Source organism: Microbulbifer discodermiae (assembly GCF_040742695.1).
GTDB lineage: Bacteria > Pseudomonadota > Gammaproteobacteria > Pseudomonadales > Cellvibrionaceae > Microbulbifer.
Map to the genome: position 1 here is coordinate 112,700 of NZ_JBFLAB010000004.1, position 25,938 is coordinate 138,637.

The window sequence follows — 25,938 nt, forward strand, 5'->3', positions numbered from 1 at the left end:
GGAGCCTTTCCATGCACATAACCTCTGCTTTTGACGGCGGCAACATCACTCTCGTCAACGCCGACAGCAGCCCGATCGAGCTGGCCATCCGCCAGGACAACAACTCCGACTTTTACCAGTGGTTTTACTTCCGCCTGGAAGGCCGGGTGGGCGACAGCTACCCACTGCGCTTCGTCAACGCCGGCAAGGCGGCCTATCCGGCAGGATGGGACAACTATCGCGTCTGCGCCTCCTACGACCGCGACCACTGGTTTCGCCTGGATGCGCACTACGACGGTCAATGCCTCGACTTCACTGTCGATCTGGAGCAACCCAGCGTCTATCTGGCTTATTTCGCGCCCTACTCCTGGGAGCGTCACCTGAACTTACTGGCCTGGGCCCAGGGCCACGACCAGGTCCAACTGGAGACACTCGGGCAGACCCTGGACGGCCGCGACATGAGCCTGCTCACAATCGGCGATGCCGCGACGGCGAAACACCGCGTGTGGATGATCGCCCGTCAACACCCTGGCGAAACCATGGCCGAGTGGTTTGTGGAGGGATTTTTGGAATCTCTGCTGGATCCGGCCAATCCAGGGGCGCGGCAACTGCTGGCGGACACGGTATTTTACCTGGTGCCCAATATGAATCCCGACGGCAGTGTACGCGGTCACCTGCGCACCAATGCGGTGGGCGCAAACCTCAATCGCGAATGGTCGAACCCGACCATGGAGCGCAGCCCCGAAGTGTATCTGGTGCGCCAGAGAATGCTTCAGGTCGGCGGCGACATCTTTCTCGATATCCACGGTGACGAGGCGCTGCCGGTCAATTTTGTCGCTGCCTGCGAAGGTATCCCGGGCTACGATGCGCGTCACGCCGAACTGGAACAACGCTTCAAGCAGGCCTTTGTAGCCGTAAGTCCGGACTTCCAGACAGGGCGCGGCTACGAACTGGATAAGCCCGGCGAAGCCAATATGACGGTGGGCACCAACTGGTGCGGACACCAGTTCCGCACCCTGGCGCTGACCCTGGAAATGCCCTTCAAGGATAATGACGAGCTGCCGGACACTGGCGAGGGCTGGTCACCGGACCGCTGTCGGCAGCTGGCGCAGGACATACTCTTTCCCATCCGCGAGACACTGGCCCATATGGATAGCGGCCGGAATCCGGTCGACACCCCCGCCTGACCTCGGGCACCGGCGGCGCAGTTTTTTTGACTGTGCCCGGTGCCGATTTCAGTACAGAATGCTTCGGCCCCCGGCGCCCTTTTTGCTAGCTTAGTCATCCGGCAATCCGGGTCCTTTCCCGGCCACCGAATTGCCGCCCTCGAGATAACCGGCGCAACTGCATGGCGCAGCTTGTATTCCGGGGGCCGGTGCCACCCTGCAACCGCTGGCGGCACCACTCTGAGCCACATTGACCCCGAGCCGCTTCGGCCTGCGGTGCAAACGTGCAAAAGAATAGACAGTTACAGGAAACTCCTATGCAGATACCAACCCTATGGCGCAACCTCTGCTTTGGCGCTATTGCCACAGGCGCTCTGACCGCCTGCGGCACAGCGTCGGCGCCTCAAGATGATTCCGCAGTGGCGGGAAAGGGCCAGCAGACCGGCAGCGCTCCCGATTCCGCCCAGTTGGAAACCATGGCCGCCGACCTGCACAAGCATGTAAAGGTACTGGCCTCCGATGAGTTTGAGGGCCGTGCCCCAGCCTCCCGGGGAGAGGAATTGACCGTCAACTATCTGGCGGAGCAGTTCGCAGCAGCGGGGCTGCAGCCCGGCGCCACAGATGGTGAGGGTCGGCCGAGCTGGTTCCAGCAGGTGCCGGTGGTGGAAATGCAGATCAATTCCAGCCCGTTGACCGTAACCGGTAACGGCTTCAGGAAAGAACTGCAGCCGCTGACCGATATGGTCACCTTCACCCAGCGACAGACACCGGCGTCAGCGCTGGACCACAGCGAACTGGTGTTTGTGGGCTACGGCATTGTGGCGCCAGAGAACGACTGGAATGACTACGCCGGTGTCGACATGGCCGGCAAGACGGCGGTGATCCTGGTCAACGATCCGGGCTACGCCACCCAGGACAAGGCGCTGTTCAACGGCAACGCCATGACCTATTACGGCCGCTGGAGCTACAAATTCGAAGAGGCAGCGCGCCAGGGTGCCGACGGCGCCATCATTATTCATGAAACCGGTGCGGCCGGTTATCCGTGGGAAGTGGTCAGTGGCAGCTGGTCCGGGGCCCAGATCAGTCTGGCGGCGGAGGACAAGAACCGGGATCGCGTAGCTGTCGAAGCCTGGATGACCGGCGCCGCAGCGCAGGACATCTTTGCCGCGGCGGGACTGGATCTGGCCACTGAGATGGAGGCGGCCAAAACCCGTGGCTTCGTCGCCAAACCCCTTGGCCTGAACGCCAGCGTCCAACTGCAAAACAGCCTGCGTCACTCCGACTCCCGCAACGTGGTGGCGAAGCTGCCGGGTAAAACCCACCCGGACGAGGCGGTGATCTACACCGCACACTGGGATCATCTGGGTATCAATGAAAACACTGCCGGCGAAGACCATATCTTCAACGGCGCGGTGGACAATGCCACGGGCACCGCCGGGCTGCTGGCGATGGCGCGCCAGATTGCCGGCATGGACAGTCGGCCGCAACGCTCAATGCTGTTCGTAGCGGTCACCGCAGAGGAATCGGGTCTGCTGGGATCCAAGTACTATGCGGAACACCCGGTGGTGCCGCTGGAAAAAACTGTGGCCGGAATCAATTTCGATGCCATGGGTGTGCTGGGCCCCATGCGCGACGTGATCGTGGTGGGATACGGCAACAGTGAACTGGAACCCCTGCTGGCGGGGGTAGCGCGGGAACAGGACCGCTATCTGTCGCCGGAGGACCATCCGGAGCGCGGATATTACTATCGCTCCGACCACTTCAGCCTGGCCAAGAAAGGTGTACCCATGCTGTACTTCGACTCGGGTACGGACAGTTTCGACCACAGCCGTGCCTGGGCCCAGCAACAGGGCGAAAACTACACCGCCCATGCCTACCATAAACCCGCGGACGAATACGATCCGAATTGGGATCTGAATGGCGCGGCCATGGACCTGCAACTGGGTATGCGGCTCGGCTTGCAACTGGCCAACAGCCGCACCTGGCCCAATTGGTATCAGGGGAACGAATTTCGCGCAATTCGCGATGCAAGTGCCGAGGTGCGTCGATAAAGCGCGACAGACAAACCCGGCCGCTCCCCGGCGGCCGCCAAACTGCCCCGTCCACATCAGTGGTGGGGCAGTATGTCATCCCGCCCCGATTTTACGCGGCTTCTGGCGGGACCACTCGGTTTCTTCAGCTTTTTACCGCACCCCCAATCCCGCGTTAGCCGGGCTAGGGCCCGTTGGCACTAAACAGGCTGACCCTAGCAGGCTGTTGAAATTCGAAGAATTTCGACGCCTGGTACCGGAATATGGATGTTCCGGCAAAATCAACGACACCTAAGTCGTTGATTTTGGGAGAAAAGTGAAAATCGCATTTTTCGTTTTTCGTGTTTTGAAACAGGCAGGATGCCTTTTTCAACAACCTGCTAAAGAGGCAGCACCATGGACTCGTGGCCATCGATTTCCTGCGCCTTGCGAAAGGCGGGCCGGGCCTGGATACGTTCGAGCCAGGCCCGGGTATTGGGGTGCCCGTCCGTCAGATAGCTGCGTTTGCTGGCCGACTCCATGGGGTAGCTGAGCAGGATGTCCGCACCGCTCAACACAGAGCCACCGAACCACTCCTGAGCCGCCAGATCCTCTTCCGCCAGGGCCAGCAACCTGACCATCCTGGGGCGAATAAATCCGTCCGTCGCCTTATTGAGGACAGGGGTGAGAACAAGGTTGAACAGAGATGGCACCCGCGCCTGCAGTATATGGAAGACACCATCCATCAACATGAGTGGCATCACCGAGCCCTGAGCGGCGTGGAACCAGAACAGATATGAGTCCCGGCCGGGAGATCCAGGCGCCGGCCTCAGAGTCTCACTCGGGTACCGGTCCAGCAGGTAATCGAAGATTGCCGCAGTCTCGGCCAGCGCAAACTCGCCATCGGTGATCACCGGTGCAGTACCGAGGGGGGAAACCGCCTTGTAGTCCGCCGGTGCCAGTTTGGTTTGCGGATCACGCCGGTAGAGCTTGAGTTCATAGTCGACCCCCAGCTCTTCCAGTAGCCAGAGGATGCGGAAAGACTGGGAGTATTCCAGGTGATGCAATGTAACCATATGAAACTGCCTCCCCATAGCTTCCACCCGCGTGCCAGGTGTGGCGGATGTCGTTTCCGGCTAAAGCACCTTCCACCCTATGGGTGCCGCAATATCCAAGTGTCTGGATGCGCTGCTGTCGCCATGGATCCGTCAGGCACTGACCGCATCACCCATTTTTTTAAGCTCCTGGTCGCGCAGTTCGCGGCGCAAAATCTTGCCGACATTGGTCTTGGGCAGATCCTCGCGAAACTCAACCTTTTTGGGTACCTTGTAGGCAGTCATTTTTTCGCGGCAGTAGGCGATTACCTCTTCCTCGGTCAGGGAATCGTCGGCTTTGACCACAAACAGCTTAACCAGCTCGCCGCTCTTTTCGTCAGGGATACCGATGGCGGCCGCTTCTCCGACCTTGTCCATCGTACTGATCACGTCTTCGATCTCATTCGGGTAGACGTTGAAGCCGGAGACGATAATCATATCCTTCTTGCGGTCCACTATCTTGATGTAGCCATCATCCTGAATCACCGCCATATCTCCGGTGCGCAACCAGCCTTCGTCGTCGAGGCATTCGGCGGTCGCTTCCGGCCGCTGCCAGTAGCCCTTCATCACCTGGGGACCGCGGACACACAATTCCCCGGGGGTATTATTGGGAAGATCGTTGCCGTTCTCGTCGATGACCTTCACCTCAGTGCCAGGCACCGGTACACCCACTGTGCCCAACTGCACGGCGGAAGCCGGATTGAAAGACACAACCGGCGATGTCTCGGTCAAACCGTAGCCTTCGGTCACCACACAGCCGGTCATTTTTTCCCAGCGATCCGCGGTGTCGCGTGTCAACGCCATGCCACCGGAAGCTGTGGTGTGCAGTCCGCTAAAATCCAGCTCGGCGAATTGCGGGTCCCGCATCAGGCCGTTGAACAATGTATTCAGCCCTGCAAAGCCGGTAAAGCGCTGGCCTTTCAAAGTCTTCACAAACGCCGGAATATCGCGCGGATTGGGAATCAGCAGCGAGTGGTTGCCGGTCATGAACAATGACATACAGTGAATCGTGAAGGCATAGATGTGGTACAGGGGCAGAGGCGCAATGTAGAGTTCCTCCCCCTCCTTGATCGAGTCCCCCAGAGCTTCCCGCACCTGTTCCATGTTTGCCACCAGGTTGCGATTGGTCAGCATTGCGCCTTTGGCGACACCGGTGGTGCCACCGGTATACTGCAGAACAGCCACATCCTCAGGGTTTGCCCGCACTTGGGTTCGCGGCTGTCTGGCGCCCAATGCCATGGCATCACGGAAACTGACCTGATTCGCAAACGAAAAGTCCGGCACCATTTTCTTGATGTGCTTGGCAACGGTGTTGATCAGCACCCGCTTGAGAGGACTGTGGAGGTCGGCGATTTCGCTCACAATCACCTGCTCAACCGGGGTTTCCTCTACCACCGCAGCAGCGGTATCGGCGATATTCGCCAGCACCACCAGCGCCTTGGCCCCGGAGTCTATCAACTGGTGTTTGAGTTCGCGCCTGGTGTAGAGCGGATTGGTATTCACCACTATGAGTCCGGCGCGCATAGCGCCGAAAACCACTACCGGGTATTGCAGCACATTGGGCAACTGCACGGCGATACGATCACCGGGCTTTAGACTGGTGTGGTGCTGCAGGTAGGAGGCGAATTTGGCACTGAGCCGATCGACTTCAGCAATTGAAAGAGTGTGGCCAAGGCAAGTGAAAGCCGGTCTGTCACCGAACTTTGCACAGGCGTCCGAAAATACGTCAAGAATGCTGCGATCGAGTTCCAACTTTCTTCTCCCAGTCCTGTTGTTGTCGCCTTTACTTTTATAGACGAATCCCGGCGCCTGGATTCGCTTGATTATTGTTTGCCTCTCGCCGCGGCGCCTGTGGTTATCGGCGCGCGCGATCGCAGCTCCAACCCTGACTGGCCGCTATGGTCCCGTTTCCTATGGGTGGGCCACACTCCCGATACGGCGGTGATGGTGGTGGCGTCAGCACCCAACACTTCGAGTAAAAACACTATCCGCTGAGCAGACTGTCCAACCCTTTACCCGCAACCCTCTATGACTGTTCCTTCGCAGCGACCGGCTGCTGGAACTTTAACCGAGTGCCGGGGCGCAAACAAGTCGACCGAAATACACTGGATCAGCCGGGTCTGTCCTTGTGAACTGGTGATTGGATGCAGTTGCTGCGAACAGCGGCCGATGTTTTATAGGGCCAAATGGCTTGCCGGGTTTGCCGGATTCACACGGACTCCAACTGGGCCAGGCTTCGCGACCGGCGCTGCGCCACGCCTTCGAGAGGGGTGACGCTGGGATAACAAGGTCGGCCGCTCACCTGCAGCTTTCCCCTACCACTCAAAAAACCCCCGCCCACTCAAAAAGCAAAGTGAGTGACATCGAGTTCCATCAGGTTGTCGGCCCCACTCATAATCGCACCCGCGTGCGCGCCGGTACGCGGCAGAATGCGGTCGAAATAGAAGCGCGCTGTAGCCAGCTTGGCGCGATAAAAATCCCCGTCACCCTCACCGGTGGCCAGCTTCTCACCGGCCACCTTGGCTGCGTGGGCCCACAGATAGGCCAGTACCGCGTAACCGGAGAACATCAGGTAATCTACCGAAGCGGCGCCCACCTCTTCCGGGTTTTCCATAGCCTTGGCGCCCACATGCATCGTCAGATCACCCCACTGCCGATTCAGCTCCTGCAATCTGGTGACATAGGGAGCCAAGGCCTCTGTATCGATTTCAGCTTGGCAGAATTTGTGTACTATCTTGGTGAAGCGGCGCAGCGTTTCACCCTGGCTCATCAGCACCTTGCGGCCCAGAAGATCCAGGGCCTGAATCCCGGTAGTGCCCTCATAAATGGTCGAGATGCGGGCGTCGCGCACATTCTGTTCCATGCCCCACTCGGTGATATAGCCGTGGCCACCGAAACACTGCAGGCCCAGGTTGGCGGCTTCAAAACCGGTCTCGGTAAGAAATGCCTTGGTGATCGGCGTGAGGAAAGCCAACAGCTGGTCCGCCTCTGCCCGCTCCTCCTCGGAGCCCTTGTGTGAACGATCCACCTGCTTGGCACAGAAACCCACCAACATGCGCCCGCCCTCGGCAAACGCCTTCTGGGTAAACAGCATGCGGCGCACATCCGGGTGCACGATAATCGGATCCGCCGGGCCGTCCGGATTCTTGGGCCCGCTCAGGGCGCGCATTTGCAACCGGTCCCGGGAGTAGGCCAGTGACTTCTGGAACCCCAGTTCCGCGTGTGCCAGCCCCTGCAGGGCGGTTCCCAGACGCGCGGTATTCATAAAAGTAAACATGCAGTTCAGTCCCTTGTTGGGGGGACCGATCAGAAAACCGGTGGCAGCGTCAAAATTCAGCACCGCGGTGGAGTTGCCGTGGATGCCCATTTTGTGCTCGAGGGCCCCGCACATAACCCCATTGCGCTCACCAATGGTGCCATCGTCCCGGGGCAGGAACTTGGGCACGATAAACAGCGAAATACCCTTGGTGCCTTCTGGCGCCCCCGGCAGTCGCGCCAACACGATATGGACGATGTTCTCCGCCATATCGTGCTCGCCGGCGGAAATGAAGATCTTGGTACCGGTGATGGCATAGGAGCCATCGGCATTGGGCTCGGCTTTGGTGCGCAGCATACCCAGATCCGTGCCGCAGTGGGACTCGGTCAGGCACATGGTACCGGTCCAGGTCCCCTCCACCAGTTTCGTCAGATAGGTCTGTTTTTGCTCTTCAGTACCATGGGCCTCGAGGGTATTCATGGCGCCGTGGGACAGCCCCGGATACATACCCCAGGACCAGTTGGCGGTACCCACCATCTCGCTCATGATGGTACCCAGGGACGGCGGCAGACCCTGACCACCGTAGTCCACATGGTGTGCCAGCGCCGGCCAGCCGGCTTCCACAAACTGCTGGTAGGCTTCCTTGAACCCGGCCGGTGTGGTGACCTCGCCGTCCTTCCAGGTACAGCCCTGCTGGTCGCCCACCGCATTGAGTGGCGCCAGCACGTTTTCGCAAAATTTGGCACCCTCTTCCAGAATCGCGTCGACAACGTCTGGAGTGGCGTCTTCATAACCCAGTGCCGCACAGTGCTCGTCCCAGTGCAGCAGTTCGCGCATGACGAAGCGGATATCCCGCAGCGGAATCTTGATATCGGTCATCCTGCGATCCTCAACTCATTGTTACACCAACCACCAACTGCAGGAGAACCGGGTGGTCAGGCTTGTGACTGATCTTTAAGATTCGTTCATAATAGTAGCAATTCCCATGCAGCTGCTATGGCTAAAAGCGTCCAAAGTGGTGACAAATAGAGGCGGGTAAAGCGGCCTGGATTTATTCCCCCGGGGCACCCCGGCGCCCGGCTGCCATCAGCCCGCGCCGGCGGTATTCTCCCGGGGTGATTCCGGTCCATTTCTTGAAAGCGCGAAAAAACGCGCTGGACTCGTCAAAACCCAGCATCGCCGCAATCTGGCTATTGGAAAGGTCGGGACAGCTCAGATAGTGGAAAGCCGCCTCCATGCGACATTCGTCTTTGAGTTTCTGGTAGGAGGTGCCCTCCTGCAGCAGCCGCCGCCGCAGGGTGGTGACCGAAACATTGAGCCGCTCCGCCACGACTTCGGCGGCGGGCATGGACTCACTGACGTCCCGGTTGAGAATGGTCTTGACCTTGGTTTTGATGCTGTTTGCGTTGCCGTCGCTGATCACCAGGTGATAAGGCGCTGTGCGTATGAAATCCTCCAGAGTCTGCGGGCTCTGCACAATCGGATAGTCGAGATAGCGGCTGTCGTATTCCAGGGCATTGACGGGCTGGTCAAACAGCAATTCTCCCGCATCGCTCTGTGCCAGGGCGGTGAATTCCTCCGGCCGGGGGAAAGAGAAGTGCAGTCGTGCCAGAGGTATCTCGCAACCCACCAGCCAACAGTAAAAGCGATGCCAGACCGCCAGTGTGGTGCGCACTACGCTGGGGCTGGTCGCCGCCAGCAGCCGCTCGAACTCGCCCTCCGCCAGTGAACTGATGCCGCCGATCACCACTTTCTCACGGCCTTCGGAACCCGGCTCAAACACCGGTTTTACCTTGAAACCGCGACAAACCTCCATGAATTCGGCACTCAGGGTAATAGCCTGGCGCACCGCCGCAGAGTTCACCACCGTCAGGCACAGCAGGCGGAAAGAACCCGGCCTGACCCGGCCCCCGCTGAGCATACCGAACCACTCGTCCTGCGCCAGCCACATAACCCGCTGGTATAGCTGTCCGTATTTCAGCGCCGAAAAAGCCGCCGCACCCCGCAACTCCGTATCATCGATACCCACCGAGGCCAGCAATTCGGTGCGATCACAGCCGTGCCGGGCCGCCTCCTGCAGCAGGCGCTCCAGGTAGGCGATGGGTATGCGAATATCCTCCTGATGCAAGGGCATCTACTTTTTTTTGCGGTCGCGCAGCCAAGTCAGGATGGCCGCCGTTGCCAATGCCGCAACCACTATCACCAGCAGCAGCACCAGTAACAGAACCCCGTAGCCAACGACACTCGCTACCGGCAGGTCCCAGCTCCAGATCGCCGCCGCGACAAAGGCCGCACAGGCGAGGACGCTGGTGATAAATGAGCGATATCTCTTTTTTGCCATGAACCCTCTCAACGCTAAAACACCAAATATGAACCGCTGGCCACCGGCGAACCCCGGCACTACCCTTGGAGTAAAGGCGGCGAGCGCCCTTGCGGCGCGGAATCGTGAGTGATCGTCCGGTTCCTGTCAACATCGCAGGAGGCTGCCATGACCAAACGACTGCTGTACCGCCGCGAGGATCGCGCGATGCTAAAGCGTTTGTTTACCTGGCTCGAATGCCTGGCGGTATTGATCGGGGCCATTGCCCTGGGATTGTTTCTATTCGCCTAGGGCCTGCCCAGGGGGCGCACACCGTCAGGTGTTTAGTTGCGGGAAATAATGCCGCCTTTCGCCAGATTCGCCGGATCCAGCAGTCTCTCCAGCTCCGCCGGTTGAATGTCCGTCATTTCCACCGCCACATCCAGTATCGGCCGGCCACTGCGATAGGCCTCCTTGGCGATTTCAGCAGCCCTCCGATAACCGATCACCGGGTTGAGGGCGGTCACCAGGACCGGGTTGCGGGCCAGGGCGCGCTCTATGTTCGCGCGCTTGGGTGTGAAGGTCGCTATGGCCCTGTCCGCCAGTAAAAGGGTGCTGCTTGCCAGCAGGTGAATAGTATCCAGCAAAGTCGCGGCGATCAGCGGCAGCATCACATTCAATTGGAAATTGCCGCTCTGCCCCGCGATACCAATAGTGGCGTCATTGCCCATAACACGAGCCGCCACCATCGCCATCGATTCCGCGATTACCGGGTTTACCTTGCCCGGCATAATGCTGCTGCCCGGCTGCAGTGCCTGCAATTCTATTTCCGCAAAACCGGCCAGGGGGCCACTGTTCATCCAGCGCAGGTCGTTGGCGATTTTCATTGCAGTCACCGCCAGTACCCGCAACTGACCCGACAACTCCACCGCTGTGTCCTGCGTCGCTATAGCGGCAAAAGCATTATCCGCGGGCCGGAACTGCTGCATGCTATTGACGCTCAGCCTTTGTGCGAACAGCTCGGCGAAGTCCGCCGGCGCATTCAGGCCACTGCCGATGGCAGTACCGCCCTGCGCGAGTTGAGCCAGACGGGGCATTACCGAGCGCAACCTCTCGCGACACTGGGCGACCTGCGCCGCCCAGGCCCCGATTTCCTGGCCCAGGGTCATGGGTACTGCGTCCATCAGGTGCGTGCGCCCGGTTTTTACTACGTCTTCCAGTTCCCGCGCTTTTTTTTCCAGCTCACCCTGCAGGTGCCGCAGCGATGGCAGCAGGCTATCGCGCACGCTCAAAAGGGCGGACACATGTATCGCAGTGGGGATCACATCGTTGCTGCTTTGGCTCATATTGACGTGATCGTTGGCCCCTACCGTCACGCCGCAGTCCTGCTGCGCAATATATGCCAGCACCTCATTGACATTCATATTGGTGCTGGTACCGGAGCCGGTCTGATAAATATCGAGCGGAAACTGAAGAGCGTATTCCTGCGGTGAAAACTCCATCACCCGCTCACAGGCGGTCACTATCGCGGCGGCCTGTTCCCGGGTTAACAGCCCCAACTCCGCATTGACCTCGGCGGCGGATTTTTTGATCAACACTATCGCTCGGATAAACTCCACTGGAAGCCTCTCCCCACTGACGGGAAAGTTGTCCAGCGCACGCTGAGTCTGAGCACCGTAAAAGGCGCTATCCGCTACCTGCACATCCCCCAGGCTATCTGTTTCTATACGAAAATTACCCGCCATGGGTCTTCACTCCAACTGGCTGGTGCCTCCGCCCGGGCGGAGTACCGGCAGCTCTCTTCGCCGGACCGCATTGGCAGCCCTCGCGGTCGCCGGCTTGAGGCTCAGGGTTATTTGACAGTAACGGTGATTTTTTTCGACATCACCGGCTTCTTGTGTGGAATATGCAGGTAGTTGCCCATCACCAGCTGCAGGGTGTGCTTTCCGGGCGGCAGCGTGATCTCGGTTTCCGTCTGACCACCACCGAAATGGATGAGGCGGTCGCTGGCCGGCAGCGGCTTGGTCAGGTCCGGCATTTTATCGACGTCGATCAGCAAATGGTGATGTCCGGTACCCTTGGTGTCTACACCGGCGGGCGCCACCCCCATGCCGGACAAACCAAAACGCACAGTGAAGGTCTGCCCCACCGTATCGCCGTCCTGGGGCGAGATGATATAAACCTTGGCGTCGGCCGGAGCCTCGGAAATCAATTGGTCCATGCCATCTTTTTGATGCTGATCGGCCAGTGCCAGGGGCATCGCGAGAGAACCCAGGACGAGAATTAATGAATTTACGACATTGATACTAATAGGACGCATAAGTACTCCTCAAGAAAATTGAATCCGGTGCGCTTAAAGCGTCGCAGGCCTCCGTTCGCACCCTCCTGCCTGTTAAAGATTAGCAGGCTGCAGAAAAAGGCATTGCCAGCGGTCTGCTGTCCCAAACAGGGTGTTCGGCCCCTGAATCATGCGTGTAACTGCGTGATTTGTCGCGGAGGGTATGCGGGCTGAAAAAAACTGGAAAGGCTTTTTTAAACACCCGCTGGAGACCTGCTGCAACAGGGCACAGGGAAAGCCTGACACACGCAACCACGGCTGGCAATGACCGGTTTGCGTCACAAGGGCGAGAAGCCAGTCGTCGGCAGCACACAGAAGAGACGCCCGCCGACCAAAGTCAATGTCAGGCGCTGACACGCCCCTCCCGGGTCCACTCGCAACGCACCTGCATAACCCCTGTGCCCGGCTCGTGATAGAGGCCGGCCGCCTCCCAGGAAAAAGAGTGAAGTCCTGAAAGTTCTGTTTCCAGGTGCACAGTGGCGGAAACCCAGTACATTTTTTGCAACAGTTGCTCAAATTTTTGGATCCAGTGGTTCCACTCGTATTCCACTGCGCGGTAAGAGGCGCCAAAATGAATCACATCCGTGTGGTACCTGGACCGCTTCACCTTGATGGTGGGTATTGCAAACATATCCCGGGATAAAAAAGGCCAATCGTCGGCACTGGGCAGGCTCAACACAGCATCGCGGTTGACACGGCGCCGCTCAGAGCCACCCGCCAGGCTGTCGCTGTCCTTGATGCATCCGTAGACAATGGATTCCTGATCGCTCTGCACCACTTCTACCGCTTCCCCCTTTTCCGGGCGCTGTCGAATCCGCCCAAGAATGCCAGAGTGTCACTCTACCGGTCATATGCGGATAATTCTACCGCCGGTATCGCCTTTACTGGCGGGAAGCTCAAAAGCGTATTTTTTGTGCACTGGATACCGGTAAGGACTCGATTGGGTGGAGATGGCCACATATTCAGATTCCGACACCCCTGTCGCGCAGCATCGCCAGAAACTCGGTTTCGTCCAGCAGGGGAATATCCAGTTCCCGCGCCTTGTTGAGTTTTGAACCCGCGCCGGGGCCCGCAACCACGCAACTGGTATTGGCGGATACACTGCCGGCTACCCTGGCACCCAATCGCTGCAGGTGGTCTTTGGCCTCGCTGCGGGACATCTGCTCCAGCTTGCCGGTCAGCACCCAGGTCTGGCCGGACAATGGCTCGTCACCGGCATCCGTCTGCTCCGCTTGCCAGTGGACACCCGCCTGGCGCAGCGCTTCGATCTCCTCCTGGGCATGGGTCTGGTGAAAGAACTCATCCACGAAGTGAGCCACCACCGGGCCCACGTCCTCCACCTCCTGCAAAGCGTCTTCATCGGCCGCCATCAGGGCCTCCAGCTCGCCGAAGTGTCGCGCCAGATTGCGCGCGGTGGCCTCCCCCACTTCGCGGATGCCCAGGGCGTAGAGAAACTTTGGCAGCGTGGTCGATTTGCTCTTTTCCAGCGCCTCCACCAGGTTTTGTGCGGACTTGGCCCCCATCCGCTCCAGCTCCGCAAGTTCCTGGACCGTCAACCCGTACAGCCCGGACACCGAATGCACCAGGCCCTCATCGACCAGCTGCTCTACCAGCTTGTCCCCCAGTCCATCGATATCCATTGCCTTGCGGGAGGCAAAGTGCTTGATCGCCTGCTTGCGCTGGGCACTGCAGATGAGGCCACCGCTGCACCTGGCCACCGCTTCCCCTGGAACCGACTCAACCGGTGAATCACACACCGGGCAGCGTTCGGGAAACACGATATCGCGGACATTCCTGGGGCGTTTCGACGCCACCACCGATACCACCTGCGGAATAACGTCCCCGGCGCGGCGCACTATCACTGTATCGCCGATTTTTACTCCCAGGCGCTCAATCTCATCGCGGTTGTGCAAAGTCGCATTGGAAACCGTCACACCACCGACGAATACCGGCGCCAGGCGCGCTACCGGAGTAACGGCGCCGGTACGGCCCACCTGAAACTCCACATCCAGCAACTGGGTCATTTCCTCCTGCGCGGGGAACTTGTACGCCATGGCCCAGCGCGGTGCGCGAGCGACAAATCCCAGCCGCCTTTGCAGGGCGATACTATTCACCTTGAACACTATGCCATCTATGTCGTAGGGGAGTTCCCCGCGTATGTCCGCCAGTCGCCGGTAGTATTCGATACAGGCCTGAATATCGGCGGCGGTGCTCATTTCACTGTTGATGCGAAATCCCCAGCGATGCAGCTGCAGCAGGATTTCCGTGTGCTTGTCCGGCAGCCCGGCCCCCTGCTCCCGTCCCACTCCGTAGACACAAAACTCCAGCGGGCGCTGAGCGGTGATACGGGAATCGAGCTGGCGCAGACTCCCCGCAGCGGCGTTGCGCGGGTTGACGAAGGTTTTCTCCCTGGCGCTGCGCGCCCGTTCGTTCAGGCGCGCGAATCCGGCCAGGGGCATATAAATTTCACCGCGGACCTCCAGCAATTCCGGCACCCCATCCCGCAACAGGCGCAGGGGCACCGAGCCGATGGTGCGCACATTGGCGGTGATGTCCTCGCCTGTAGTGCCGTCGCCGCGGGTCGCGGCCCGCTCCAAAACACCGTTGCGATACATAAGGCTGATGGCGATACCATCCAGCTTCGGCTCACAGGCATATTCCACCGGGCCATCGCTGCTGAGCCTCTCTCGCACCCGCCGATCAAATTCCAGCAATTCCGCATCATCGAAGGCGTTGTCCAGCGACAGCATGGGCACTTCGTGCTGCACCTGGGCAAAAGATGGCAATGGCTCAGCGCCCACCCGCTGTGTCGGGGAATCCGGGGTGATCAGATCCGGATACTCGGCCTCCAGCTGCTGCAATTCGCGCAGGCAGCGGTCGTATTCGGCATCGGGCAGATCCGGCGTGTCCAGCACGTAATACTGGTAATTGGCGCGTTGCAGAATATCGCGCAATTGCCCGGCGCGCTTTTGCCGTGCCCGGGGAATCGGTTTCTTGGTCATGGTAAATGCACTAAATGACAGAAATTCAGGAGCCCTCGCCATTAGCTGCCCCACCCTGAATCGTCCCATCCGGGGCTGAGTACCGACGTGGCCGGAGCAGCGCTACCGGGACGCCGGCGAACTCAATTCTGAGCGCGGGCCAGGGCTTTGCGGCGCTGGTACTCCATTACCCGCTGGCGATAGTGTTCCGCTGTCTGGGCAGTGAACACACTGCGATTCTCATCCTTCAAGTCGCCACCCAATTGGGTGGCAATCTCACCGGCTACCGACAGCATCAACTCGAACGCCCGTATCGCCTCGCCTTCGATAGGCAGGGCCAGAAACAGGCTCACACCCGGAGTGCTGAACTCCTCCATCAAACCGAGATCGAACACCCCCGGCACCACCATATTGGCGAGGCTGAACACCACTGGGCCGTCGTCGCCACCCAGGTGGTAGTGAAAGATATTCATATCGCCAAAGCGCATCCCGCTGGACAACAAGACACGCAGCAGGTCGTTGCCCTCAAAACAGTCCCCCTCCGGTGCCGCTATATTGATAACCAGCACTTCCTCCAGCTCGGACTGCTCCCGGGGCTCCGCGGTCCGGGGCTGCCGCTGTGCACTAGGCTCGGGCGGCGCTTCCTGTACCAGAGGTTCCCTCTCCCCCTCCGCAGCCGGCACTTCCAGTGACTGGAGATCGACAGTCTCATCAAACTGCGGCTCCAGCCGCTGCGGGTCGGCGCCGATGGAGTCCATCAGTGTCGGCACCTGCTCGTCCAGATCCAGCGCGGCCTGCTGCGGCTCCCCACGCTGGGGGTTGCTGCCCGCCAGGGGGCTGCGCAGGGAGTGAAAATTCTCCTGGACCTCGCGGTTCACCCGCAGTGCATCCTCCAGGGCACGGCGCTGAACCACCCTTACTTTTCCCGGCAGCTCGGCTGCAATCTGCCGGCGCTTAGCCACCTCCTCCGGATCCACCGGATCCTCTGTCTCCGCCACTGCGGACGGTACTGCGCGGCCGGGCCCCAGGCTCCCTTTCCCCCGAAGCTCGCGGACCTCACGCTGCGCCACCGCACCGGGATCATCCGACGACCGCATGGCGGCGCGGTATCTGATAATCGCGCGGCGCACACCGTCGGCCACTGCCACCAGCAGTACCAGCGAGAGAATTGTGATCAGCCAGTCGCCCATTTGCCCGCTACTCTCCTATGCAGATGCCAGTTCAGCCGCCTCTTCCACATCGACTGAGACAACACGGGATACCCCCGGCTCGTGCATGGTGACACCCAACAATTGATGGGCCATTTCCATCGCGATCTTATTATGACTAATGTAGATAAACTGCACCTGCTCGGCCATCTCCTCCACCATGCGCGCGTAACGCCCCACATTGGCATCGTCCAAGGGCGCATCCACTTCATCCAGCATACAGAAAGGCGCGGGGTTGAGGCGGAAAATGGAAAAAACCAGCGCGATTGCGGTCAGCGCTTTTTCGCCGCCGGACAGCAGGTGAATAGTGCTGTTACGCTTGCCGGGCGGGCGGGCCATAATGGCGATGCCAGTGTCCAGCAGATCCTCACCGGTCAACTCCAGGTAGGCGTGGCCGCCGGCGAATACTTTGGGGAACAGTTCCTGCAAACCGCTGTTGACGCGATCAAAGGTCTCCTTGAAGCGGGTGCGGGTCTCGCGGTCAATTTTCTTGATCGCACCTTCCAGCGTCTCCAATGCATCTGTCAGATCGCTGTACTGGCGGTCGAGATAGTGTTTGCGCTCCGATTCCTGCTGGTACTCGTCGATAGCGGCCAGGTTTATGGCACCGAGGCGGGAAATGCGCGCAGCCACCTGCTCCAGTTCTTCCTGCACCTGGGAGATGGTTAAGTCTTCCGGCAGTTCCCGCAGCAGTTGCTCCACCTCCACATCGGACTCCTGCAACTGCTCCACCAGGCCGTTGCGCTGCACCTCCAGGGTCTGGGCAGTCAGGCGCTCCCGCTCCAACTGTGCACGCACCCCCTGCAGGGCGGATTCAATTTTGTGGCGCTCCTGCTCCTGCTGCCGGAGCCCGCTTTCCACTTCCTCCAGCTTGCTGCGCGCCTCGCTCAGTTCGGCCTCGGCCTGCAGGCGCAGGGCCAGCTTCTCTTCCAGCTCGCTATGGAAGTCCACCGTCGGATCCTGAGCCTCGGCCATCTGCTGCTGCAACAGTTCGCGCCGGGAGCTGAGGCGCCCCAACTGCTCTCCCATCACCTCCAGAGTGCGCTGCAGTGACACCAATTGCGTGCGCACCGACTGCTCGCGCATGGCCAGCTCGTGGGTGCGGTCCTTGTCCTCGCGGGCGCGTTGGCGCGCCCCATCCAGGGCTCCGCGCAATTCATCGCGGCTGGCCATAAGAACTTCGCGGCGATCAGTATCCTCGCTCATGGCCTCCACCGCCTGCTGCAACTGCAGGCGCGCGTCCGAAAGGGACTTGCCCTCCGCTTCCATCTGCTCGCGCACCTCGGCGATCTCCTGCTCCAGCCGCAGGCGGCGTTCACTCTTCTGTTCGGCGCGCACCCGGCGCGCCGACAACTGGCTGCGGAGCTCAGCCTCCCGGCGACCCAGCTGCTCCACCTCGCTTCGCGACCTCTCTATGCCGCCCTCCAGGTCGCCGACCTCGCGGCGCAACTCCTCCCGCTGGGCCGACAGGCCATCAATCTGCTCTTCACACTCAGCAATGCTCTGCTCCAGCGTTTCCAGTTCCTGCCTGCGCGCCAATACCCCGGCCTCGGCATCACTGCCGCGCTGCACACGCAGCCAGTTTGGACCCAGCCACAGGCCGTCCCTGGTGACGATTGATTCGTGCGCCTGCAGGCGGCTTCGCGCCGCCAGGGCCCCGCTGAGATCCTCTGTTGTGTAAATGCCCGCCACGATACTCTGCACCGCCACAGGCCCCTCAAGCAGGTCCGCCAGCGGCGACAAGCTGCCCGCCGGCAGAGATTCCACCTGGGCCTCGTCGACAAATATGGCCTGGCCGGTTTCCAGGCTGTTGAGGCTCTCACCGAGACTGTCCAGGTGATCGACACACACTGCCTGCAGCCGCGGGCCCAATACCGTCTCCACCGCCCTCTCCCAGCCGGCGCTGGCGGCAATCTGGTCGGCGAGGCGGGGCCGCTGCTGCAGCGCCTCCCGCCGCAGCCAGTTGTCCACCGCCTCACCCTGACCCAGCGCCGCCTGTTGCAGGGCCTCCAGCGACGCCTGGCGGCCGCGGCTGGTTTGCAGCCGCAGGCGCAGCTGATCCAACTCAGCGGCGATAGCGCCATCCCGCCGGCGCATCTCGTTCAGGACCTCACCCTGCTCAGCCGCGGCGTCGCGGCGTGCGGCGGTCTCCAGTTCCAGTTCAGCCAGCTCCTCTCCCAGCTGCTCCAGCTCGCCGTTATCGCCGCCGTCGCCCAGATCGGTTCTTTCGGACTGCAGCTTGTTGGCACGATCCTGCAGTCGCTGGGCGGAAGTTTCCAGATGCTGGATACGGGACTGCTGCACCTCTGCTTGCTGGCGTGAACCGGAGGCCCCCAGGTTGAACTGGTCCCAGTCGTTTTGCCAGTCGCGCATCAGCTCCTCGGCATCGAGCAGGGCCTGGGCCGACTCCTCTGCGGCGGCCTGCACCAGGTGCAGGTCCGGCACAATCACTTCCAGCTCGTCTTCAAACTGGGCCGCTTTACTGCGGTCTGTGTCCAGCACCGCCTCGGCATCCCTGAACTCCTGCTCGGTCTGCTGCAGGTCATCATGCAGCCGGGCATTGCGCTCGCGCGCGTGGGCAATACTCTGCTCCAGGCGCGCAATATCGGTGCCGACAGCGTAAAACCTGCCCTGTACCTCGTTGAAGCTGTCGGACAGCTCGTGGTAGCCGACCCGCTTCTGCTCTATCTCGGTGTCACAGCTCACCTGGCGAGTCACCAGCTCCTCCACGGAGAGTTCCAGTTCGCCGATCTGCTGCTTCCGGCTGCTGGCCTGATCGTTCAGATCGCGGTACTTGAGGCCCTGTAAGCGGGCCTTGTGGCTGCGCTCCTGTTCCTTGAAGCGGGCGTACTTTTCCGCTGCGGCGGCCTGTCGCTCCAGGCGCGACAACTGGCGTTCAAGTTCGTCGCGAATATCGGTCAGGCGCTCCAGGTTTTCCTTGGTGCGGCGCATGCGGTTTTCGGTATCCCGGCGGCGCTCCTTGTATTTTGAGATACCGGCCGCTTCCTCGATATAGACCCGCAACTCCTCCGGCTTGGCCTCGATCAGCTTCGAGATCATGCCCTGTTCGATAATGGCGTAGCTGCGCGGGCCGAGACCGGTGCCGAGGAACAGGTCGGTCACGTCGCGGCGGCGGCACTTGTCGCCGTTCAGATAGTAATTGTTCTGGCCGTCGCGGGTGACCTTGCGCTTCACTGAGATCTCTGCGAAACCGGCGCAGGGGCCGGTCAGCTTGCCGGCGGAATTGTCGAATACCAGCTCGATGGATGCCTGACCAACCGGCTTTCGACCACTGGAGCCGTTGAAGATGACGTCGGTCATGGAGTCGCCGCGCAAATTCTTGGCCGAAGATTCCCCCATAACCCAGCGCACCGCGTCGATGATATTGGACTTGCCACAGCCATTGGGCCCCACCACGGCACCCAGGTTGGAGGGAAAATAAACGGTGGTCGGGTCTACAAAGGATTTGAAACCCGCCAGCTTGATGCACTTCAGACGCATGTAATTTGCAACTCGATAATTGTTCTATGCACGGTGAACCCCGGCCTCCCACAGTGGGCAATTGTACATGGCGACCCCAGCGGTTTCAGTGTAAACCTTCGCCAGCGAATAACCGCTACAACTCCCGGTCGATGGTGATGGAAACCGGTTTGCCCCACTCGGCCCTGTCCAGGGACTCCACCCCGCCCTGCCAGTCACCGGGTGCCGCGCGGGCATCGCCATGCAGGGCCAGGCGGGCTACCAGTTGCACGGACCCTGCCCCCTCCAGTGAGCGCCCCGGCATCATGGCCCGCGACTCGTCCAACACCACCTGTGCAGGCAACTGGTCGGCGCGCAGGCGCACTATTGCCAGCGGCATCGGGCTGTCCGCACCGCGGGCGTAGACAAACACCGGGGTCTCCGGCGCCGCCACAATACCCTCGGCCAGACTCACATGAACACTGATGGAGGCGTTGTCGCCCCCGGCGGTCACAGTCCCAGCGACACCGTTCCCCGGGGACAGCTCCGCCTCAGCACGCGCCACACCGGCGGCCAGCGCCTGGGCGGCTGCGGACTCAGGAGCCAGAAGCTTCTGCGCCCGGCGCCAGTAATCCCGCGCCGCGCGAAATTCCCGGCGTTCAAACGCCGCTATACCGGCCAGCCCGAGGGCAGTGCCATTGTCCGGCTCCACCGCCAGCACTTCCCCCACCAGATGCGACACCTCTTCGGTGATCCTGGAGCCTCCGGCAAAGAACAGTGCCTGCGCCAGCTCCGCCTTTACTCCAGCCGCCTGCGGCTCGCGCGCAACTACGTAGCGGTAGGACGCCACAGCACCGGCCAGGTCGCCCTGGGCCAGAAGCCGCTGAGCCAGCACATAGCGACTGGTGAGGTCCTCCGGGTGGCTACCCGCGCGCTGCTCCAGCGCTGCGGTGATCCGCCCCTGCACCTCGGCGTCAGCGCCTGCACTGGTGCTGGCGACGAGATCCCGATAGAGGGTCAATTCCCCATAGCGGTCGCTCTGGCTGTAAAAGCCCAGGGCAAGCACCGGCAACAGAATTGCCAGTGCAAGCAACAGCCAGCGCCCCCCACTGGAGGTATGACCGCCAACCGGATTCCCCTCGGCGGCCAGCAGATCGCGCGCGGCATCCGCCTCCAACTGCACCAGCTGGCTCTCCTCCATAGCGCCTCTGTCGCGCGCCGCGCGCCACTCCGCTCGCCGCTCCCGGTAGAGCGCCGCCAGGGCCGACCGCTGACTTTCCCCTGCGTCAGTACCAGCCGCCTCCCCACCTTTGCGCCGCAGTGTGGGCCACAGCAACACCGTCACCAGCAACAGCGCCAGCAGGAAGAATCCAAACCATAATCCAAGCATCAGTTGTTCCCGCCGTCGTCACCGCCCAGGTTGGTATCCTCCATCTCCTCGCCCAGTAATTGCCGCAGGCGCCGGCTTTCCGATTCCGTCAGTTCGCCGCCGGCATCGTCCTGGCCGGCACCGGTGCCACTGCGCGAGCGCAGCACTATCACCACCAGCGCCAGCAATCCCAGCGCCGCGAACACACCGGGCGCCAGCCAGAGCACCAGGGTATTGCGCTGCAATGGCGGCCGATAGAGGACGAAATCACCGTACCGCGCCACCATATAATCCGTGACTTCCCCATCGCTGAAGCCTTCCTCCAGCAGGCGGCGGATCTCCCGGCGCAGATCATGGGCCACCGGTGAGTCGGAATCCGCCAGATTCTGGTTCTGACATTTCGGGCAGCGCATTTCCTCAATCAGCTCCCGGTAGCGCGCCTCCAGTTCGGCGGTGGGCAGTTGCTCCACTTCCACCGCAGCGCGTGCACCTGCCATAGTTGCCAGATACAGGCCCAGTGCACAGAGTGTCAGCAGCAGAAACGCCGTCCACCCGCCTGGTTTCAAAGTTGGATCCACCGTCGTCACCCGCTGAAAATTTGTGCGATTATAGCAGTGCAGGCGGTTGCGGGCACGCTCTGAGATTTGCGGCATATTGAGTTAACTTATTGAAAGACAAAAATGTTTTGTGGAAAGCGTTGACGGAGCAAAAATTTTCATTAAGATACGCAGCTCCTGACGCGGGGTGGTTAGCTCAGTTGGGAGAGCGGCGGCCTTACAAGCCGTAGGTCACAGGTTCGACCCCTGTACCACCCACCACTCCCCCACCTGCCTGGCAGGTTATAACTGGGAAGTGAGGAGATGCGGACCGGTAGTTCAGTTGGTTAGAATGCCGGCCTGTCACGCCGGAGGTCGCGGGTTCGAGTCCCGTCCGGTCCGCCATACAATCAAGGCTCACGTGAAAACGTGGGCCTTTTTTGCATTCTCCACTTGCACTCCCTTTCCAGCAGGCCGCGAACCGGACCCGGTATAACAGCTTTTTGCCTACCACCCCCACCTCAGACTGCGGCTACAAACCTGAACATTTTCAGGGACTAATAAATAAAGAGACCCTCCTCCGCCCACAAATGCTCCTCGGCCTTTATTTGTCTGCCACTATTAACCCGGCAACTTATTGAATTGTCACCTCTGCCCCCGCCGCCGTGAGCCGCTCATACAACTGTGCCCACTGGCTCTCCGGCACGCGGATGTCGATTTGCACCCGGTCGCTATAAACCGCATCCACACATTGTCCACCACAGTGCTGCAGAAGGAAACGCACCCGGGATTCAAGGGCGAAGTCGCAGCAAACGGATACCGCCCGCAAGGATACGAAGGGTTTCAACTCAACCTGGCGCAACGCCCCATTCACAGAGCCGCGATAGGCCCGCACCAGCCCGCCGACACCCAGTTTGGTGCCGCCAAAAAAACGGGTCACGATAACACCAACATCGCCTATACGGTGTTTCACCAGCAATTCCAGCATGGGTTTGCCGGCACTCCCGGAAGGCTCACCGTCGTCGTCCGCCTGCATCGATTCGGGATTGGCCGGATCGCCGAGGATCAGGGCCGTACAGTGGTGACTGGCGTGGGGAAACTGCGCCTGGGCAAGAGCGAGCTGCCGCTGAAAGACCACCTTGCTGGAGACGGGTCCGAACCAGCAGATAAACCGGCTCTTTTTTTCCTCGCTCTCACTGACAACGGGACAACAGGGTATCTGATAACTCACCGGCAAATTCTTCCCAGGGCTGGCTCTGCAATCGCTCATAGAGCGGCTGCAACTTGGTCTGCCAGATGCGGTCGTCCACCACACCTGTGTGCTTGCAGCGAATGGTACCCTGCGCATCCACCAGAAAGGTTTCCGGAGCACCGTAGACGCCCAGGTCTAGAGCTAGCCGGCCCTCGGTGTCCGCGATACTGAACAGATAGGGGTTGTGGAATTTCTCCAGCCATTTGCGCGCCTCTGGGACATCATCCTTGAGGTTGACCCCGACGATCGGCACACCCTGCCCGGCGAGTTTGTTGAGAAATGGATGCTCCACCCGGCAGGCGATACACCAGGTAGCCCATACGTTCAACAAGAGTGGCTTAGCGGGCAGATCGACACGCCGCACAATTGTGTCTGCGTTCGTCACAGTTGCCAGGGAAAACTCCGGCACCGGCTTGTCCAGCAACACTGAGGGTAAATGCTGCGGGTTGAGCGACAGGCCGCGCCAGAACAACACCGCCAGCGCAACAAAAACCAACAGGGGCAGAAACAGTCTAAATCTAGCCATAGCCGGTCAAGTCTCCGCAATATAGCCGGTTGGCGCGGCGTCAGCAGCCGCTGCGGCGCGTTTTATCTTGAGGTTGCGGTAGCGCTTGTCCGCCACCGCAATACCAGCGCCGATGGCCATTAGCAGGCTCCCGAGCCATATCCATACCACAAATGCCTTGTACTGCAGGCGCACCGACCAGTCCCCACTGGGGTTATGCGGATCCAGTGATTGGCCCAGAGCCACGTACAGATCCCGAACCAGTGCCGAATCGATCGCGGCTTCGGTCATGGCATTGCCACCGGAAAAATAATTGCGCTTTTGCGGATTCAGTTCCGCCACAGCCTTGCCATCGCGACTGACCGCTATCACACCCTCGACCGCACTGTAGTTGGGACCCCGCACCGAACGCACGCCGTCAAAGCGAAAGTCGTACCCCTCTATCTGAAAACTGTCGCCGGGAGACATGCGCAGATCCTTTTCCACGCTGTACACGCTGGTCAATGCTACCCCGACTATGGTAACCGCCAGGCCAATGTGTGCTAAATGCATGCCAAAGTAACTGGCCCGCTGCCGCTTGAGTCCGGAGAGGACACTGTCTGCATTGCGACTTCTGACGGCGATATCGGCCAAGCTGGAAGCAGTCACCCAGACACCGACGAAAATACCCAGTGCCGCCCCCCAGTGAAACCCACCCAGCGCAAATGGCAATACCACAGCGGCAACCGCAGCGACGATCAAAGGCACACGCCAGGCCGTGAGCAACTTGCCCCAGCGGCTGTTTTTCCAGTTGGCGTGGATACCCAGCCCCAGCAACAGGCCCAATACGGCCATCGCTGGCACGAAAAAAAGATTGAAGAAAGGGGGGCCCACACTGATCTTGCCCCAGTTGAGCGCATCCGCCAGCAATGGATATAAAGTACCGGTCAGGACGACGCCCATTGCGAGTATCAGCAGAATGTTGTTTCCCAGCAGAAAAGTTTCCAGCGAGCGGAAAGAAAACACGCTGCCTGCACTCACTGCCGGCGCGCGCAGGGCGAACAACAGCAGGGACGAGCCTACGACCAGGCACAAAAACACAAGGATAAATCCACCCCGCAACGGATCCGTCGCAAAGGCATGCACTGAGGTCAGTACGCCGGAGCGCACCAGGAATGTACCCAGCAGACTCAAGCTGAAGGCAAAAATCGCCAGCAGCACGGTCCAGCTCTTGAACAGTCCCCGCTTTTCGCTCACCGCCAGGGAATGCATCAACGCCGTGCCCACCAGCCAGGGCATAAAGGAGGCATTCTCCACCGGATCCCAGAACCACCAGCCACCCCAGCCCAATTCGTAGTAGGCCCACCAGCTGCCCAGCGCTATGCCCACCGTCAGAAAAGCCCAGGCCACCGCAGTCCAGGGTCGCGCCCAGCGCGCCCAAAGCGCATCCAGTTGCCCACCCAGCAGTGCCGCGATTGCGAACGCAAATGCTACCGAAAAGCCCACATAGCCCATGTACAGCAGCGGGGGATGGACGATCATGCCCGGATCCTGCAAAAGCGGATTCAGGTCCGCTCCCTCCAGCGGTGGGAAGGGCAAAGTCCGTTCAAATGGATTGGAGGTGAGTAGAATAAAAAGGAAGAAACCGACCAGTACCATACCCAGCACGGATAAGACCCGCGCGACAAATTCCTCTGGTAAGGGGCCGCTGAAGCGCGCCACCGCCACCGCCCACCCGGCCTGGATCAGCAACCACAAGAGGATGGATCCCTCGTGCCCCCCCCATACGGCGGTGATCCGGTAATACAAAGGCAGAACGCTGTTTGAGTTCTGTGCCACATAGTTGACGGTGAAATCGCCCTGGATAAATGCCAGCGTCAGACAGAGATAGGAGATAGCGGTAAACACCAGCACACCCATCGCCAGCGGCCGCCCCGCCTGCATCCACAAGGGGCGCCCGGCGTAGCTTCCCGCCAGGGGCACCAGTGCCAGAGTCACGGACAGCAGCAGCCCGATAACCAGTGCAAAATGACCGATTTCCGGACTCATATATGCGCTCCATCCACACAGCTGACTTCAGCCGCAACTGTTTCGGCAACTTCCGGCGGCGTGTAGTTTTCATCGTGTTTCGCCAGCACCTGGTCCGCGCGCAAAGTGCCGTCGTCCTGCAGCCGTCCGGCGACTACCGCAGCCTCCCCCTCCGCAAAGAGGTCCGGCAGTATCCTGTCGAACACCACCACCAGATCGGCATCGCCATCGGTCAAGGCGAAACGAACGTCCAGTGTGCCCGCCGTATGCACCACGCTGCCGGGAACCACGCAACCTCCGGCGCGAATACGCCTGTCCACCGGTACGTCTCCGGCGGCAAAGGCGCTGGGGGCATAAAAGTAGTCCATATTGTTGCGCATGGCGTAGGTCACGAAGCCCACCGCCGCACCGGAAAGACATATCAGAAGAAGGACCAAAATCAGACGCTGTCGGCGAACCGGATGCATAGTCTTTCAAACC

General features: G+C 60.4%; 20 protein-coding genes and 2 tRNA genes. 5 read left to right on the top strand and 17 right to left on the bottom strand.

Translation table 11 applies throughout. The features are described from left to right. Positions 1-11 precede the first annotated feature (11 nt). Entirely contained in the window at positions 12-1,166 is a 1,155-nt protein-coding gene (locus AB1S50_RS02510) for a M14 family metallopeptidase (protein ID WP_367148808.1), read from the top strand. Positions 1,167-1,462: 296 nt separating this feature from the next. Continuing rightward, a complete protein-coding gene (locus AB1S50_RS02515; RefSeq protein ID WP_367148809.1) occupies positions 1,463-3,196 on the top strand; it encodes a M28 family metallopeptidase in 1,734 nt (577 codons plus the stop codon). A 359-nt stretch (positions 3,197-3,555) separates the two neighbouring features. On the opposite strand, the gene AB1S50_RS02520 is transcribed toward AB1S50_RS02515, so the two are convergent. The 5 genes from AB1S50_RS02520 to AB1S50_RS02540 all read right to left on the bottom strand — a co-directional run bounded on the left by AB1S50_RS02520 (position 3,556) and on the right by AB1S50_RS02540 (position 9,845). Then, complete coding sequence (locus AB1S50_RS02520; protein WP_367148810.1) at positions 3,556-4,230, bottom strand: glutathione S-transferase family protein; 675 nt, start codon at positions 4,228-4,230, stop codon at positions 3,556-3,558. Between the two features lie 132 nt (positions 4,231-4,362). Further along, a complete protein-coding gene (locus tag AB1S50_RS02525; protein WP_367148812.1) occupies positions 4,363-6,000 on the bottom strand; it encodes an AMP-binding protein in 1,638 nt (545 codons plus the stop codon). A gap of 589 nt (positions 6,001-6,589) precedes the next feature. Further along, complete coding sequence (locus AB1S50_RS02530; RefSeq protein ID WP_367148814.1) at positions 6,590-8,383, bottom strand: acyl-CoA dehydrogenase C-terminal domain-containing protein; 1,794 nt, start codon at positions 8,381-8,383, stop codon at positions 6,590-6,592. A gap of 172 nt (positions 8,384-8,555) precedes the next feature. Further along, positions 8,556-9,638, bottom strand: a complete 1,083-nt coding sequence (locus AB1S50_RS02535) for an AraC family transcriptional regulator (RefSeq protein WP_367148815.1) — start codon at positions 9,636-9,638, stop codon at positions 8,556-8,558. Further along, a complete protein-coding gene (locus AB1S50_RS02540) occupies positions 9,639-9,845 on the bottom strand; it encodes a hypothetical protein (protein WP_367148817.1) in 207 nt (68 codons plus the stop codon). A 147-nt stretch (positions 9,846-9,992) separates the two neighbouring features. Between AB1S50_RS02540 and AB1S50_RS02545 the strand changes: the two genes are divergently transcribed. Continuing rightward, positions 9,993-10,115 carry a hypothetical protein gene (locus AB1S50_RS02545; protein WP_367148819.1) on the top strand — a complete coding sequence of 41 codons (123 nt, stop codon included), beginning with the start codon at positions 9,993-9,995 and terminating at the stop codon, positions 10,113-10,115. 32 nt (positions 10,116-10,147) lie between these two features. Here AB1S50_RS02545 and AB1S50_RS02550 read toward each other — a convergent pair whose 3' ends face one another. From AB1S50_RS02550 to AB1S50_RS02585, 8 genes are all read right to left on the bottom strand, one after another. Next, positions 10,148-11,548 carry a class II fumarate hydratase gene (locus tag AB1S50_RS02550; RefSeq protein WP_367148820.1) on the bottom strand — a complete coding sequence of 467 codons (1,401 nt, stop codon included), beginning with the start codon at positions 11,546-11,548 and terminating at the stop codon, positions 10,148-10,150. A 107-nt stretch (positions 11,549-11,655) separates the two neighbouring features. Next, positions 11,656-12,123: a DUF4399 domain-containing protein gene (locus tag AB1S50_RS02555; RefSeq protein ID WP_367148821.1), complete on the bottom strand. Its 468-nt coding sequence runs from the start codon at positions 12,121-12,123 to the stop codon at positions 11,656-11,658. 361 nt (positions 12,124-12,484) lie between these two features. Next, complete coding sequence (locus AB1S50_RS02560; RefSeq protein ID WP_367148822.1) at positions 12,485-12,919, bottom strand: hypothetical protein; 435 nt, start codon at positions 12,917-12,919, stop codon at positions 12,485-12,487. A gap of 184 nt (positions 12,920-13,103) precedes the next feature. Next, entirely contained in the window at positions 13,104-15,143 is a 2,040-nt protein-coding gene (ligA, locus tag AB1S50_RS02565; protein ID WP_367148824.1) for an NAD-dependent DNA ligase LigA, read from the bottom strand. A 122-nt stretch (positions 15,144-15,265) separates the two neighbouring features. Continuing rightward, positions 15,266-16,312, bottom strand: coding sequence for a cell division protein ZipA (gene zipA / locus AB1S50_RS02570; RefSeq protein ID WP_367148825.1), 1,047 nt, complete (start codon positions 16,310-16,312; stop codon positions 15,266-15,268). Positions 16,313-16,327: 15 nt separating this feature from the next. Continuing rightward, a complete protein-coding gene (smc, locus tag AB1S50_RS02575) occupies positions 16,328-19,831 on the bottom strand; it encodes a chromosome segregation protein SMC (protein ID WP_367148826.1) in 3,504 nt (1,167 codons plus the stop codon). A gap of 115 nt (positions 19,832-19,946) precedes the next feature. Continuing rightward, positions 19,947-21,179 carry a c-type cytochrome biogenesis protein CcmI gene (gene ccmI / locus AB1S50_RS02580; protein ID WP_367148827.1) on the bottom strand — a complete coding sequence of 411 codons (1,233 nt, stop codon included), beginning with the start codon at positions 21,177-21,179 and terminating at the stop codon, positions 19,947-19,949. Continuing rightward, complete coding sequence (locus tag AB1S50_RS02585) at positions 21,179-21,724, bottom strand: cytochrome c-type biogenesis protein (RefSeq protein ID WP_367148828.1); 546 nt, start codon at positions 21,722-21,724, stop codon at positions 21,179-21,181. The genes ccmI and AB1S50_RS02585 overlap by 1 nt, the downstream gene beginning before the upstream one ends. A gap of 176 nt (positions 21,725-21,900) precedes the next feature. Between AB1S50_RS02585 and AB1S50_RS02590 the strand changes: the two genes are divergently transcribed. Together AB1S50_RS02590 and AB1S50_RS02595 are read left to right on the top strand one after the other, a co-directional pair. Further along, positions 21,901-21,976 (top strand) — tRNA-Val (locus AB1S50_RS02590). Positions 21,977-22,022: 46 nt separating this feature from the next. Then, positions 22,023-22,099: transfer RNA gene (locus AB1S50_RS02595), tRNA-Asp, on the top strand. Positions 22,100-22,328: 229 nt separating this feature from the next. Here AB1S50_RS02595 and AB1S50_RS02600 read toward each other — a convergent pair. The 4 genes from AB1S50_RS02600 to AB1S50_RS02615 are packed head-to-tail and all read right to left on the bottom strand — an operon-like array spanning position 22,329 to position 25,925. After that, positions 22,329-22,925, bottom strand: a complete 597-nt coding sequence (locus AB1S50_RS02600) for an IMPACT family protein (RefSeq protein ID WP_367148829.1) — start codon at positions 22,923-22,925, stop codon at positions 22,329-22,331. Then, complete coding sequence (locus AB1S50_RS02605) at positions 22,888-23,472, bottom strand: DsbE family thiol:disulfide interchange protein (protein WP_367148830.1); 585 nt, start codon at positions 23,470-23,472, stop codon at positions 22,888-22,890. Before AB1S50_RS02605 ends, AB1S50_RS02600 begins: the two co-directional genes overlap by 38 nt. Positions 23,473-23,478: 6 nt before the next feature. Further along, positions 23,479-25,479, bottom strand: a complete 2,001-nt coding sequence (locus tag AB1S50_RS02610) for a heme lyase CcmF/NrfE family subunit (RefSeq protein ID WP_367148831.1) — start codon at positions 25,477-25,479, stop codon at positions 23,479-23,481. After that, positions 25,476-25,925, bottom strand: coding sequence for a cytochrome c maturation protein CcmE (locus AB1S50_RS02615; protein WP_367148832.1), 450 nt, complete (start codon positions 25,923-25,925; stop codon positions 25,476-25,478). The genes AB1S50_RS02610 and AB1S50_RS02615 overlap by 4 nt, the downstream gene beginning before the upstream one ends. Between the last annotated feature and the right edge of the window lie 13 nt (positions 25,926-25,938).

Bases quoted from the DNA above. Each gene is read 5' to 3' on its own strand.
- AB1S50_RS02510 (WP_367148808.1), top strand. From the start codon at position 12: ATGCACATAACCTCTGCTTTTGACGGCGGCAACATCACTCTCGTCAAC.
- AB1S50_RS02515 (WP_367148809.1), top strand. From the start codon at position 1,463: ATGCAGATACCAACCCTATGGCGCAACCTCTGCTTTGGCGCTATTGCC.
- AB1S50_RS02520 (WP_367148810.1), bottom strand. From the start codon at position 4,230: ATGGTTACATTGCATCACCTGGAATACTCCCAGTCTTTCCGCATCCTC.
- AB1S50_RS02530 (WP_367148814.1), bottom strand. From the start codon at position 8,383: ATGACCGATATCAAGATTCCGCTGCGGGATATCCGCTTCGTCATGCGC.
- AB1S50_RS02535 (WP_367148815.1), bottom strand. From the start codon at position 9,638: ATGCCCTTGCATCAGGAGGATATTCGCATACCCATCGCCTACCTGGAG.
- AB1S50_RS02540 (WP_367148817.1), bottom strand. From the start codon at position 9,845: ATGGCAAAAAAGAGATATCGCTCATTTATCACCAGCGTCCTCGCCTGT.
- AB1S50_RS02545 (WP_367148819.1), top strand. From the start codon at position 9,993: ATGACCAAACGACTGCTGTACCGCCGCGAGGATCGCGCGATGCTAAAG.
- AB1S50_RS02550 (WP_367148820.1), bottom strand. From the start codon at position 11,548: ATGGCGGGTAATTTTCGTATAGAAACAGATAGCCTGGGGGATGTGCAG.
- AB1S50_RS02555 (WP_367148821.1), bottom strand. From the start codon at position 12,123: ATGCGTCCTATTAGTATCAATGTCGTAAATTCATTAATTCTCGTCCTG.
- ligA (WP_367148824.1), bottom strand. From the start codon at position 15,143: ATGACCAAGAAACCGATTCCCCGGGCACGGCAAAAGCGCGCCGGGCAA.
- zipA (WP_367148825.1), bottom strand. From the start codon at position 16,312: ATGGGCGACTGGCTGATCACAATTCTCTCGCTGGTACTGCTGGTGGCA.
- smc (WP_367148826.1), bottom strand. From the start codon at position 19,831: ATGCGTCTGAAGTGCATCAAGCTGGCGGGTTTCAAATCCTTTGTAGAC.
- ccmI (WP_367148827.1), bottom strand. From the start codon at position 21,179: ATGCTTGGATTATGGTTTGGATTCTTCCTGCTGGCGCTGTTGCTGGTG.
- AB1S50_RS02605 (WP_367148830.1), bottom strand. From the start codon at position 23,472: ATGGCTAGATTTAGACTGTTTCTGCCCCTGTTGGTTTTTGTTGCGCTG.
- AB1S50_RS02610 (WP_367148831.1), bottom strand. From the start codon at position 25,479: ATGAGTCCGGAAATCGGTCATTTTGCACTGGTTATCGGGCTGCTGCTG.
- AB1S50_RS02615 (WP_367148832.1), bottom strand. From the start codon at position 25,925: ATGCATCCGGTTCGCCGACAGCGTCTGATTTTGGTCCTTCTTCTGATA.